This is a genomic window from Ruegeria sp. CL5 (assembly GCF_056536485.1).
Map to the genome: position 1 here is coordinate 100,106 of NZ_JBQFPS010000003.1, position 12,367 is coordinate 112,472.

Annotated in this window: 11 protein-coding genes; 10 read left to right on the forward strand and 1 reads right to left on the reverse strand. The window is 52.0% G+C overall.

Annotated features, from left to right (window positions below):
* Positions 1-17: 17 nt before the first annotated feature.
* The 9 genes from ACR0IU_RS06640 to ACR0IU_RS06680 all read left to right on the forward strand — a co-directional run bounded on the left by ACR0IU_RS06640 (position 18) and on the right by ACR0IU_RS06680 (position 10,763).
* Positions 18-1,400, forward strand: a complete 1,383-nt coding sequence (locus ACR0IU_RS06640) for an aldehyde dehydrogenase family protein (protein WP_170543783.1) — start codon at positions 18-20, stop codon at positions 1,398-1,400.
* Positions 1,401-1,465: 65 nt separating this feature from the next.
* Complete coding sequence (locus ACR0IU_RS06645) at positions 1,466-2,611, forward strand: iron-containing alcohol dehydrogenase (protein WP_480715692.1); 1,146 nt, start codon at positions 1,466-1,468, stop codon at positions 2,609-2,611.
* A gap of 10 nt (positions 2,612-2,621) precedes the next feature.
* A complete protein-coding gene (locus tag ACR0IU_RS06650; protein ID WP_010443432.1) occupies positions 2,622-3,461 on the forward strand; it encodes an EamA family transporter in 840 nt (279 codons plus the stop codon).
* Between the two features lie 176 nt (positions 3,462-3,637).
* Positions 3,638-4,483, forward strand: a complete 846-nt coding sequence (locus tag ACR0IU_RS06655; RefSeq protein WP_170781969.1) for a DeoR/GlpR family DNA-binding transcription regulator — start codon at positions 3,638-3,640, stop codon at positions 4,481-4,483.
* Positions 4,484-4,512: 29 nt separating this feature from the next.
* Positions 4,513-6,552, forward strand: a complete 2,040-nt coding sequence (locus ACR0IU_RS06660; RefSeq protein ID WP_480715693.1) for an ABC transporter substrate-binding protein — start codon at positions 4,513-4,515, stop codon at positions 6,550-6,552.
* A gap of 72 nt (positions 6,553-6,624) precedes the next feature.
* Entirely contained in the window at positions 6,625-7,629 is a 1,005-nt protein-coding gene (locus ACR0IU_RS06665) for an ABC transporter permease (protein WP_010443435.1), read from the forward strand.
* A gap of 5 nt (positions 7,630-7,634) precedes the next feature.
* A complete protein-coding gene (locus tag ACR0IU_RS06670) occupies positions 7,635-8,777 on the forward strand; it encodes an ABC transporter permease (RefSeq protein ID WP_260027172.1) in 1,143 nt (380 codons plus the stop codon).
* Positions 8,774-9,760, forward strand: a complete 987-nt coding sequence (locus tag ACR0IU_RS06675; RefSeq protein ID WP_480715694.1) for an ABC transporter ATP-binding protein — start codon at positions 8,774-8,776, stop codon at positions 9,758-9,760. The genes ACR0IU_RS06670 and ACR0IU_RS06675 overlap by 4 nt, the downstream gene beginning before the upstream one ends.
* Positions 9,761-9,764: 4 nt before the next feature.
* Positions 9,765-10,763: an ABC transporter ATP-binding protein gene (locus ACR0IU_RS06680; RefSeq protein ID WP_170781972.1), complete on the forward strand. Its 999-nt coding sequence runs from the start codon at positions 9,765-9,767 to the stop codon at positions 10,761-10,763.
* 221 nt (positions 10,764-10,984) lie between these two features.
* Here ACR0IU_RS06680 and ACR0IU_RS06685 read toward each other — a convergent pair whose 3' ends face one another.
* A complete protein-coding gene (locus ACR0IU_RS06685; RefSeq protein ID WP_480715695.1) occupies positions 10,985-11,965 on the reverse strand; it encodes a permease in 981 nt (326 codons plus the stop codon).
* Between the two features lie 54 nt (positions 11,966-12,019).
* Here ACR0IU_RS06685 and ACR0IU_RS06690 point away from each other — a divergent pair, with 54 nt between their 5' ends.
* Positions 12,020-12,352: an ArsR/SmtB family transcription factor gene (locus ACR0IU_RS06690; protein WP_480715696.1), complete on the forward strand. Its 333-nt coding sequence runs from the start codon at positions 12,020-12,022 to the stop codon at positions 12,350-12,352.
* Positions 12,353-12,367: the final 15 nt, after the last annotated feature.

Below are 12,367 nucleotides of genomic sequence, written 5' to 3' on the forward strand. Positions count from 1 at the left end.
GTATCTGGAGAACTGGCATGGATCAGGTTTTGAAATGTATCTCACCGATTGACGGGTCGGTATTTGCAGAACGTGTGGCTCTGTCACGGGATGAGGCCTTTGCTGCGGCAGAGCGAGCCCGAGGCGCACAGGCAGTTTGGGCTTCGCGCCCGCTACAAGAGCGGATCGATTTGGTTATGGCAGGGGTTGCCGCTGTCGGGGCAATGAATGATGAAATCGTTCCTGAAATCGCAAAAATGATGGGCCGCCCGGTGCGCTATGGTGGCGAGTTTGGTGGCTTCAATGAACGCGCCAGCCACATGGCATCTATTGCCTCGGAAAGCCTTGCTGATATCGAAGTGGGCGAGGATGCGACCTTCAAACGCTATATAAAGCGTGTTCCGCACGGTGTGGTTTTTGTTGTAGCCCCTTGGAATTATCCGTTCATGACCGCGATCAACACGGTGGCTCCGGCACTGATTGCGGGCAATGCGGTTTTGCTGAAACACGCAACTCAGACACTGATTGTCGGGGAACGTATGGCGCAAGCATTTCATTCTGCGGGTGTGCCGGAAGACGTATTCCAGAATGTTTTCCTAACCCATGAAGTGACCAATGATCTGATCGCAGGCAATGCGTTTGATTTTGTAAACTTCACAGGTTCTGTCGGTGGTGGTATTGCCATGGAGAGAGCTGCCGCAGGAACCTTTACTGGGGTCGGGACCGAGCTTGGAGGAAAAGATCCGGGCTATGTGATGGAGGATGCCGATCTGGACGCTGCGGTTGATACCCTGATCGATGGTGCGATGTTCAACTCGGGCCAATGCTGTTGCGGCATCGAACGTATCTATGTGCATGAAAGTCTCTATGATCAATTTGTTGAGAAGGCCGTCGAGATTGTAAAGGGATACAAGCTTGGCAATCCCTTAGATGCTGAGACGACGATCGGGCCAATGGCTAATTTGCGGTTTGCTGCAGAAGTCCGGGCGCAGATATCAGAGGCTCTCGCAGATGGAGCTGTCGCGCATATCGATCTGTTTGCCGAAGATGATGGTGGCGCGTATCTGACGCCGCAGATTTTGACAAACGTCAATCATGATATGCGCGTCATGCGTGACGAGAGTTTTGGCCCAGTTGTTGGCATCATGAAAGTGTCTTCAGACGATGAAGCCGTTGCTTTGATGAATGACAGCGAATTTGGGCTGACAGCAAGTCTTTGGACGCAGGACGTCGACCGGGCAGCCCATATAGGTGATCGGATCGAGACAGGCACGGTATTCTTGAACCGGGCAGATTATCTTGATCCCGGGCTTTGCTGGACGGGTTGTAAAAACACCGGACGTGGCGGCGGATTGTCGGTCATTGGTTATCACAACTTAACCCGACCAAAGAGCTATCACCTGAAAAAGGTGACCAAATAATCTCTGTGGCAACGCAGACATCACATGTTGGGTGCATGCACCCTTTGACTTGAATAGGTGAGAGAATGAGCATCACGGGAAACTGGTCTTATCCGACCGCGATCAAATTTGGCGTTGGGCGCATTTCTGAGTTGGCGGGTGCCTGCAAGGATCTCGGAATAAAACGCCCGCTATTGGTGACGGATAAAGGTTTGGCCAATCTGCCGATCACGGAACGCGCGCTCGATATCCTGGAAGCGGACGGTCTTGGTCGCGGTTTGTTTTCTGATGTGGATCCGAACCCATCAGAGTTGAATCTGGCGGCGGGTGTGGACGCCTACAAAGAGGGTGGCCATGATGGGGTCATTGCATTTGGCGGCGGGTCCGGTCTTGATCTCGGTAAGATGGTGGCATTCCACGCCAATCAAACGCGTCCGATCTGGGATTTTGAAGATGTGGGCGATTGGTGGACACGTGCGGATGCCGATGTAATTGCGCCCATCATTGCGGTACCAACCACTGCGGGTACGGGTTCTGAAGTTGGCCGTGCGAGCATCATCACGAATTCACAAACCCACGTCAAAAAAATCATCTTCCACCCGAAAGTTTTGCCCTCGGTTGTGATTTGTGATCCGGAATTGACCGTTGGCATGCCTAAGTTCATTACGGCTGGCACCGGTCTTGACGCCTTTGCTCATTGTGTTGAAGCGTACTCCTCGCCACATTACCATCCGATGAGTCAGGGTATTGCGCTGGAAGGCATGCGCCTTGTCATCAACAATCTGCCGCGGGCCTATGCAGACGGTACGGACCTTGAGGCACGGGCCCATATGATGAGTGCAGCCGCCATGGGGGCCACGGCCTTTCAGAAGGGACTAGGTGCTATTCACGCCTTGAGTCACCCGATCGGCGCGATCTTTAACACTCACCACGGCACCACAAATGCTGTGTGCATGCCGGAGGTTCTCAAGTTCAATGCGGACGTCATTCGCGATCGCTTTAATCTGGCGGCTGGTTATCTGGGTATTGATGGGGGATTTGAGGGCTTTCAGAGCTTTGTGCAGGACTTCAATGACGGTTTTGATATTCCGCGAAAGTTGTCCGAAATGGGCGTAACTGCAGACAAGATGGATGCGCTTGTGGAAGGGGCAATCTCTGACCCGTCTTGTGGTGGCAATCCAGTGGAACTGACACGCGAAAATTTGCGCCACCTGTTTAATGCGCTGATTTGATACGCGTCATTTGAGTACGGGTATCATCATAATTATCCTTGCGGCGGCAGTTTTGCATGCCGCTTGGAATACGATCGTTAAGGCAGCCGGTGACCGAACAGTGACGTTGGGGCTGGTCGCGCTTGGGCATGTTTTCCCGGGCCTGATCTTGGTGACCTATCTGCCATTTCCAGCCATTGAAAGCTGGCCGTATTTGTTGGGATCAACAGTGATCCACTTCGGGTATTTTTATATGCTCGGTCAGGCATATAAACATGGCGATCTCAGCGTGGTTTACCCGATTGCGCGCGGCATCGTGCCTGCATTGGTTTCGCTTTGGGCAATGCTCTTTGTGGGTGAGGTACTGCCCGCACAAGCGTGGTTGGGCATAGCGCTGATCGCGGGGGCTATTCAGCTATCTAGCTGGGCGGCGTTACGTCAGGGCGTTGGCCGCGCGGCATTGGGATTTGCCCTAGGAACCGGAGTGTGTATTTCAGCCTATTCGCTTGTCGATGGTGTCGGAGTGCGCCTGTCCGAAAATACGCTTGGGTACTGGGCTTGGCACTCTCTGTTGCATGTTTTCATAGCGGCTTTTGTTGGCATCAGGCGTGGCAGGGCGATGTTGACGTTACCTGCTAAGACATGGGTTATCGGGCTCACGGGTGGATTCGTTTCGATGACAGCCTACGGTCTTGTCCTCTATGCAAAAAACTTTGCGCCTCTTGGTGCCGTTTCGGCTTTGCGGGAAACGTCCGTGATATTTGCGGCTCTGATTGGGTATTTGCTGCTTGGTGAAGGTCACCCGGTCCGTCGAATCATGGCTGCAATCATTATGGCTGTCGGCGTGGCATTGATCGCTTTGGCATCCTGAGCTGTCAGGAAGTAATACAACAATCATTTTGTGCCGTAATGACTCGCCCGTTGGGCAGTTGATGGCGTGACCGTTTATGTTTGAATTGGATATATATTTTTATGAAAAACCAAAATTGTCACAAAACTATTACTTTTTTTGTGGATTTATAAGTGGAATTATGGCGAAGTTAAAAAATGAACGATGATAGTGGAAACATACCACATCGAGGGCGGGAGCTTCTTGACGTGTTGGCACGGTTGGGCGGCTCTGCACGCAACACCCAAATCGCCCAGGTCATGGATGTGTCCGAAGAAACCGTTCGCCGTCTTGTCAAAGCGCTCGCACGCGAAAACATGGTCGAACGTGTTCACGGAGGGACGTATCTGTCGCGAGCGCAGGACACACCAATGTTCTCTGGGGCGCTCGAACATAATGCGAAAGAGAAGACCCTTATTGCAAATCGGGTCAGCCAGATCATCGAAGATGGAATGGTGATATTCGTCTCGGTAGGCTCGACCATGACGCATGTTGCAGAACAGCTCCGCGATCATAAGGACCTTTTGGTAGTGAGCAATTCGTTGTCGGTTATCGCATCTTTGGCAGATCACAACGGTACGCGCGCCATTCTAGCCGGAGGCGAAGTCATCCGCTCAGAACGCGGAAGCTTTGGGCGTGCCGCCGAGCAACTGGCGTGTCAGTATAGCTATGACGCCATTATCTGTGGTGCTGATGCCTTGTCTCTGAAAGGCGGAGTGCTGACCTCGAATCTGCTGGAAGCCGAGCTGACACGTGCGCTTTTGGACAACACCGCCCGTACGATTGTCGCAACGGACAACACAAAATTTGGAGCGCGAGCGGCCAATATCGCTTGTCGGTTTGATCAAGTGACTGATCTGGTCACAGATATTGCCCCACCCGCCAACTTTGGTTCGGCTCTGCATGAGGCTGGGGTCAGGGTCCACGTCGCTTCTGAAAGGGGTGGAACCAGCAATGGCGCAAGTGCAGCTGATGCCAATGCCGCCATAGATGAAGAAAACTAAGAAACAGAGCTATCTTTAGGGAGGTTATCATGAAGAAGCTTTTGATGTCCGGAGCCGCACTTGCGACTCTTGGAAGTGCTGCCTGGGCAAATTGTCCGACTGCTACGGTGGCAGATATGCAAGGCCTGACGGATGGGGCATATCCTCAGCAATTTGATCTGTCTGAATTCCAGTCCGCAGGAAATTGTACGCTTGGATTTTCGGAAAACCCATCTATCGCAGACCTCAACGGCATGATCCGAGGCAACGAAGCCCTACCGGCAGTTGCGGATCGTTTGCCAGCTGATCCACTGGTTATCGTACCCTACGACAGCATTGGTCAGTATGGCGGCCAGCTGGACGCGCTGTCCAACGCTACGGAAAGCGGTACATCCGACTTTTTGTCCGTGCGCCACGTCAATCTGTTCCGTTATTCCGACGACTTGCAAACCTTAGTGCCCAATGTTGCGAAGTCTTGGGAATGGAATGACGCATTCACCGAGCTGACGGTTCATCTGCGTTCAGGTCACAAATGGTCGGATGGCGCGCCATTTACATCTGCAGATGTTGTCTTTTGGTATGATAACCTGATGATGGACACCAACGTTATAGCCGAAGCGAAGGACTACGCGCTGGCAGGTGGTGAACCGATGAAGGTTGAGGCGCTGGACGATACTACCGTTCGTTTTACGCTGGCCGCGCCGAAGCCGGGTCTGACCGAGACGTTCTCATTCACGTATGTTCAGCCCTTCCAGCCAAAGCATTTCTTTGAACAGTTCCATCCGGCTCTGGATGCAAATGCGGACGCCAATGCACAAGCACTTGGATATGAGAACGGTTATGAGCTGATTAAAGCTTATTACGGTAATTCCGACTGGATGGACACGCCATCTCCGATGCTGACCGCGGGAGATAAACTGGCAGGTCTGCCCAAGGATGCGATGCCAACATTGGAAAGCCACATTCTGGTCAAGGAAAGCACTGAGGGGCGCCACTACGTTGCGAACCCATATTTCTTCCAGGTGGATACGGCAGGAAACCAGCTGCCCTATATCTCTGAGATGGATGAGACCTATGTTCCAGATGAAGAGGTGCGGAACCTTAAACTGTTGAACGGTGAGGTGGATTACAAGTCGCAGGGCGTAAACCTGACATCTGCTCCGGTTCTGTTGGAAGGTCAGGAAAGCGGGAACTACACTTTAGAAGTGAAGCCGGCAATTGGCTACCCGGTGCTGACGTTCAACGTTACTGCTGAGGATGAAGCTAAAAGAGCGATCTTCAATGACATTCGTTTTAGAACAGCGATGTCGGTTGCGATGGATCGCAATCAGCTAAATGAGGTAACCGCATTCGGTCTTGGTGAGCCAACACAGTATATTGGTTTTTCTCCACGTCCGGATTTCATCGACGAAAAGTGGTCGAACTACGAGATCAACTTTGATCAGGAACGTGCAAATGCTCTTCTGGATGAAGTTGGCCTTGTTGATCAGAACGGAGACGGTTTCCGCGATTTGCCAAACGGTGATCCGTTTGTGCTGGACTGGCAGTTCTCGACGCAATCCGCATCGGCTCAGCTGGTGGAACTGATCGCACAGAACTGGAAAGATGTGGGCGTAAACACGGCAATCAAAGAGGTTACCTCGGATGAATTTCGTGCTGCGCAATCGGCAAACACTCTGGACATGGGCATGTGGCTCAAAAGCCAGCCAGCCGGTTCGGTTCTTGGCGATGGTGAAATCTGGGTGCCGCCGTTTGACGGGTATTTCGACGTGCGTACCGGTATGCTGTGGGCGGAATACATCAGTTCAAATGGGGAAAATGGTGTGGAACCACCAGCTTGGGTTGCTGATCTGAAAGCGGCATTGGACACCTACCAATCCAGTGCGCCCGGATCAGACGCCTCGGTCGACGCTGCGCAGAAGATGGTCGAGATCATGACTGGGGAGATGCTGTTCATTGGTACAGTTAATGCTCCGGCCCCGATCTATCATTCGAACAACCTGCAGAACTTCACTGAATTCAAAACGCAGTCCTATGAGTTCTATAGAACCTATCCGTACCGCCCTGCCCAGTGGTGGCTGTCGGAGTGATAGGCGTTTCAATCTAAGACAACGGTTAGGGGCGTCAGCGCCCCTTTCCACATGCTAGCCAGGAACTAAGAAATGCTCCAATTCGCTCGCTTTGCCGCCACGCGCGCAGTGATGGCTGTGGTTACTCTCGTGTTGGTCTCGCTCATCGTTTTTACACTGATGGAGCTTGTGCCGGGTGATTGTGCTGAACGCTATCTCGCTTACAAAAACACGCAAGGCTCGGCCATTACATTGGCTGATATCGAGGCTGAGAGGGTAAGGCTGGGGCTTGATCGTCCTTTTCTGGTACGTTGGGCTACTTGGTTAAGCGGCGCTTTCCGCGGTGATTTCGGGGATAGCTGCATTTTGCGCGTCAATATCGCGCAACTTCTAGGTGACAAGTTTTGGATCTCTTTGTGGATCTGCTTGGGCTCTTTGACACTGGCATATATGATCGCAATCCCGGTTGGCATTATCTCAGCGGCGTCAAGGAACGCTTTCCTCAACAATTCCCTGCGACTGGTCAGCTATTTGGGTCTGGCAATGCCGAACTTTCTGCTGGCGTTAATGGTGATGTTGTTTTCCACCGTGTATTTCGGAGAGACATTGACCGGCCTGTTCAGCCCTGAATATCGTGAAGCGCCCTGGTCATGGGCCAAGTTTGTGGATCTTTTGAAGCATGCCTGGCTGCCGATATTCATTCTGGGATGGTCGGCAACCGCATTTGCTCTGCAAACCGTTCGTGCACTGATGTCGGACGAGATCGGCAAGCTTTACGTGACCGCCGCTGCCGCGCGCGGGATATATGGCCGCCGACTCTTATGGCGCTATCCCGCACGCCATGCGCTGGGGCCGATCGTCAACTCGCTTGGCTTCGACCTGAACCGTATCTTCAATGAACTGCCCATTGTGGCCCTGATCCTGACACTCACCGAAGCTGGATCTCTACTGCTTGAGGCGCTGGCACGGTCGAATGACCAGCAGTTGGCTGGTGCGATCATATTCCTGCTGACGGCTGCCATCGTCACGCTGAACTTCGCGACCGACATCCTGTTGGCTGTAATTGACCCGCGCGTACGCAAGAGCATTCTGAGGTAACGCCCATGTCTGCAAAAACGTCTACGAAAATTGACGATCAGAAGGCAAAAGAAGCTTACTTTACGGCTTCACAGCGCCAACTGATCTGGGCCAGATTCAAAAAACAACGTGCGGCCATGATTGCCGCTACAGTGCTGGTTGTGTTGATCCTTTCAGGTCTATTTGCACCATTCCTGTCACCCTATGATCCGACAGTCGCTGGGCGGGATAAGGATTACTTGAATGGGGCACCTCAGATCCCGAAATTCTGCGACAAGAATGGCTGTTCCATACGTCCGTTCCTGCACACTGTGACACGCGAACGATCATTGGCGACAAATTTTCGATGGGTTGAGAAGGTCAATGAGGATGAACGCCGCTATATGGAGTTCTTCGTAAAGGGCGATAGCTACAAGCTATTCGGATTTATCCCTGGCAACATCCATTTGTTCGGTATGGAGCAAGGATACGTTCACCTATTCGGAACTGATAGTGCGGGCAAGGATATCTTCTCACGTACGCTTCATGCTGTCTGGACGTCGCTTCAGGTGGGAACATTGGGCGTTGTTATCTCATTCGTTCTTGCGCTGATGATCGGGGGGATTGCTGGCTACTACGGTGGCGCGATTGACAGCGTGATCCAGATGATTACCGACGCGGTCAGGACGGTGCCTTCGATCCCGCTCTTTATGGCTATTGCGGCCTTTATTCCGCCCGAGTGGTCGGCTGAGACCCGATTTTTTGTTATTACCCTGATACTGGGATTGGTCGGGTGGCCGACGCTGGCGCGAAGGGTGCGAACGCATCTGCTGACCGAGCGTAATCAGGAATATGTTTTGGCGGCTCAACTTTGCGGAGCATCTGCAGGGCACGTTATTCGGCGACATCTCCTTCCCAGCTTTACCAGCTATATCATCGTCGATCTGGTGATCTCATTTCCGTATGTTGTCCTGTCCGAGACGGCTCTCAGTTTTATTGGGCTAGGGCTTAAGGATCCGGTCAATTCATTGGGTGTAATGCTCCAGAACGTGACCAAGGCGGACGTTTTATTGAACTATCATTGGTATTTTATTCCGGTCTTTTTCTTCATCGCTCTGGTCATGGCTTTCGTCTTCGTTGGTGATGGATTGCGTGATGCCGCTGATCCATATTCGGAGTCCCGCAAATGAGCCTGATCGACGTCGAAAATCTTACGCTGCAATTTAAGACCGACGAAGGTTTGATCACTGCGGTAGATGATGTGTCTTTCTCACTGGCGCCCGGCGAAGTCATGGGCCTTGTAGGGGAAAGTGGTTCTGGAAAGTCCGTGACTGCGAAATCTCTGATGAAGCTTAATCCAGGAAATGCGGTCTATTCTCCGGAAAGTCGGATTACCTTGCATCTTGATAGCGGCCCAGTGGATGTCATGAGCCTGAAACGGCCCCGCGATATGGAAATTGTACGGGGTGGGTCGATCTCGATGATCTTTCAGGAACCCATGGCCAGTTTTGCGCCGGCGATGACAGTCGGTAGCCAGATGGTTGAGCAGTTGTTGATCCACACTGACTTGTCCAACAAACAGGCTAAAGAGCTATCAATTGAAATGCTGGACCGGGTTGGTATCTCTGACGCATCCACTCGGTTTGGGCAATATGCGTTTGAGATGTCCGGCGGTATGCGGCAACGGGCGATGATAGCCATGGCCCTTTCGACCAAACCCAAGCTGCTGATCGCGGATGAACCCACGACGGCTTTGGATGTAACCATTCAGGCGCAAGTAATAGACTTGATGAAAGACCTCGTGGCTGAGTTTGGCATGGGGATTATCTTTATCACTCATGATCTTGGCGTCGTTGCACAAACCGCTGACAAAGTGGCGGTGATGTATCTGGGTAAGATGATTGAGCAGGGACCAGTGCGCGAAGTTATTCGGAACCCGTATCACCCCTACACCAAAGGTCTGATCGATGCCCTGCCGCAGTTGGATGACCTGGAGAAACCGCTTATGCCGATCCCAGGAGATATTCCGTCACCTCTGGAACGGCCTGCGGGATGTGTCTTTCACACCCGTTGTGGCAAGGTGATCGGCGACATTTGTCGCACTGTTGTGCCGCAATGGTCTGATACGGGCGAAAATCACCGCACCGCGTGTCACTTGTGCGCTGAAGGATAAGTGAATGAGTTCTGAATACCTAATCCAAACACGCGATCTTTCGGTTGGTTTCCCGGTGGGTGGCCAACTCTTCAATAGGCGGGTCCTGAAGGCGGTTAATCATGTTACTCTAGACATCCCAAAGGGGTCGTTCTTTGGGGTGGTCGGTGAAAGCGGGTCTGGAAAAACGACATTTGGTCGTGCCCTGTTGAACGCGGTACCGATCACAGGCGGTTCAGCGCATTATGATGATGGCGAAGTAAACTATGACCTTGGAGATCTGGCCGGAGCAGATCTTAAAGAATACCGGCGAAGGGCACAGTTGATTTTTCAGGATCCCTACGCAGCGTTGTCGCCACGCATGACGGTGCGCGACATTATCGCTGAACCTCTTGAAGTTATGGGGCTCTGCAAGTCGCGCGATGAGGTGGACGAGCGGGTTCGCGAAGTGGCCGCGATGTGTCGGCTCAATATCGAACACCTGCGCCGTTTCCCACATGCGTTTTCCGGTGGACAGCGTCAGCGTATTTCGATTGCTCGTGCCCTAGTTTCCAGACCTCGGTTTGTTATTGCAGATGAAAGTGTCGCGGCTTTGGACGTGTCGATTCAGGCCGATATTTTGAATTTGCTTAAGTCGTTGCAAGATGAAATGGGCCTGACTTACCTGTTTATTAGCCACGACCTGTCCGTGGTCGCACATACCTGCGATCATGTTGCGGTAATGTATCTTGGTCAGATTATGGAAAGTGCCCCGACGCGGCAGTTGTTCGAGGCACCTCGGCATCCTTATACGAAGGCGTTGTTCTCGGCGATCCCTTCTCTGGACCCCGATGATAAAGGAAAAGTGCAGCGGTTGGAGGGTGAGATCCCATCGCCGACAAACCGCCCAACAGGATGTCAGTTCCACACACGATGCCCCTTTGCGACAGACCTGTGTAGACAGAAAGAGCCTGAGATGGAGATATGCGAAGCCGGCCATTCCGTTTCCTGTCACCGCTGGCAGGAACTTCAGACCGCAGTCTAAGTTAAGTTGGATTGCGTCCGTTAAGCTATTGAAAAAGGATTTTTTTCAATTGGTTCTGCCTTCGAATTAGGGCTTTGCGCCAAGATATTACCCTCTTGCTGTTAAGCTGAATCCCGTCATTGGGCTGATGGCTCAGAGGGTAAGATCATGCATTAGCGGCTTAATTGGGCCAGTCAGTAGTAGGTGCCTGTACTGCCTCGAATAGTCCACTTTTCGAAAGTCTAGCTGCCCAACGGTGTGAAAGCGTAGAAGAAACCTGCAATCATCGCCATGGACAGAATGACAAATAGAAAAGCCGCGATCATGGGCAGTTTGAAGATAGAACGTAGCAGGATGACTTCGGTTAGGCTTGCCCCAGCACTACCGATGATCAGCGCCATTACAGCACCTAAAGACATGCCTTTGGCAGCAAGGGCGGCGCTCAGCGGGATGACCGCTTCTGCACGAATGTAAAGCGGGATGCCAATTACGGCGGATATCGGGATTGCTAGCAGATTATCGTTCCCGGCATACTTCGTGATCAGATCGGTGGGGAGGAAACCGTAAATCATGGATCCGATTAATATACCGACTAACAAATAGGGCAGCACGGTTTTAAAATCTTTCCAGGTGCTTTTCCATACCCGCCCCCAGTGGCTGTTGGGTTTGATCTCGGCCGATCGGCTTGCCCCACACCCAGCGGATGGAGCTGGGTCCTCATATGCGGCGGGCTCCACAAAACGTTCAAAGCCAAGTTTTTCGAGTGCGAAACCGGCGAATATCGAAACGCCGAGGGCGATTACAAAATAGACCAGGGTCACTTTGAGGCCAAACGTGACAGCGAACAAGCCGATGATGATAGGGTTCAACAAAGGGCTGGAGAATAAAAAGACCATCATCGGCCCAAATCCGGCCCGTGCTCTGAGCAGTCCTTTCAGAAATGGGATGGTGGAGCACGAGCAGAATGGGGTTATTGCACCCAACATAGCTGAAATTACATAGCCACGACCATTGCGTGAACTGAGGATGGCTTGAATGCGCGCGGGCGAGACATATGCCTGCAGCAGGCCGACGCCATAGCTGATGATTAGAAAAAGCAATGTCAGTTCAACGGCGAGGAAGGTGAACATACTGAGTGTTTCCTGCACAGCAGTCAGGGTTGATTGGGACATGATGTCATACTCTATTATATTACTAGAAATATCGAAATAATAACAATTCAAACTTGTGTCAAGGTATTACGGGTAATATCGTAATATTGAGATTGTGAGGTGAGAATGCAGATAGATGATGCTGCCAAAGTGCTGAAAGAGCTCGGCCACAGCCACAGAATTAAGATATTCAAAAGGTTGGTGAAATCAGGATACCAAGGTCTACCGGTGGGGGTTCTCAGAGAAGATCTGGACATTCCGCATTCATCCATGACCCATCATATCGCAAGCTTAGTTAGCGCGGGTTTGATAACGCAAGAGCGTGAAGGGCGTATTCTCCGTTGTGTACCGCAATATAGTCGCCTGTGGGAAGTGATCGAATTTCTTCAGTACGAATGTTGCGCTGATCAAGGGGGCGACCCAAACCGACCGGTTTATAAGGCGCCGCCTACCGATTGAGTGCCGCCGTAGCGA

Excerpts from the sequence above, each read along its gene's own strand:
- ACR0IU_RS06640 (WP_170543783.1), top strand. The coding sequence starts at position 18 with ATGGATCAGGTTTTGAAATGTATCTCACCGATTGACGGGTCGGTATTT.
- ACR0IU_RS06645 (WP_480715692.1), top strand. The coding sequence starts at position 1,466 with ATGAGCATCACGGGAAACTGGTCTTATCCGACCGCGATCAAATTTGGC.
- ACR0IU_RS06655 (WP_170781969.1), top strand. The coding sequence starts at position 3,638 with ATGAACGATGATAGTGGAAACATACCACATCGAGGGCGGGAGCTTCTT.
- ACR0IU_RS06660 (WP_480715693.1), top strand. The coding sequence starts at position 4,513 with ATGAAGAAGCTTTTGATGTCCGGAGCCGCACTTGCGACTCTTGGAAGT.
- ACR0IU_RS06665 (WP_010443435.1), top strand. The coding sequence starts at position 6,625 with ATGCTCCAATTCGCTCGCTTTGCCGCCACGCGCGCAGTGATGGCTGTG.
- ACR0IU_RS06670 (WP_260027172.1), top strand. The coding sequence starts at position 7,635 with ATGTCTGCAAAAACGTCTACGAAAATTGACGATCAGAAGGCAAAAGAA.
- ACR0IU_RS06675 (WP_480715694.1), top strand. The coding sequence starts at position 8,774 with ATGAGCCTGATCGACGTCGAAAATCTTACGCTGCAATTTAAGACCGAC.
- ACR0IU_RS06680 (WP_170781972.1), top strand. The coding sequence starts at position 9,765 with ATGAGTTCTGAATACCTAATCCAAACACGCGATCTTTCGGTTGGTTTC.
- ACR0IU_RS06690 (WP_480715696.1), top strand. The coding sequence starts at position 12,020 with ATGCAGATAGATGATGCTGCCAAAGTGCTGAAAGAGCTCGGCCACAGC.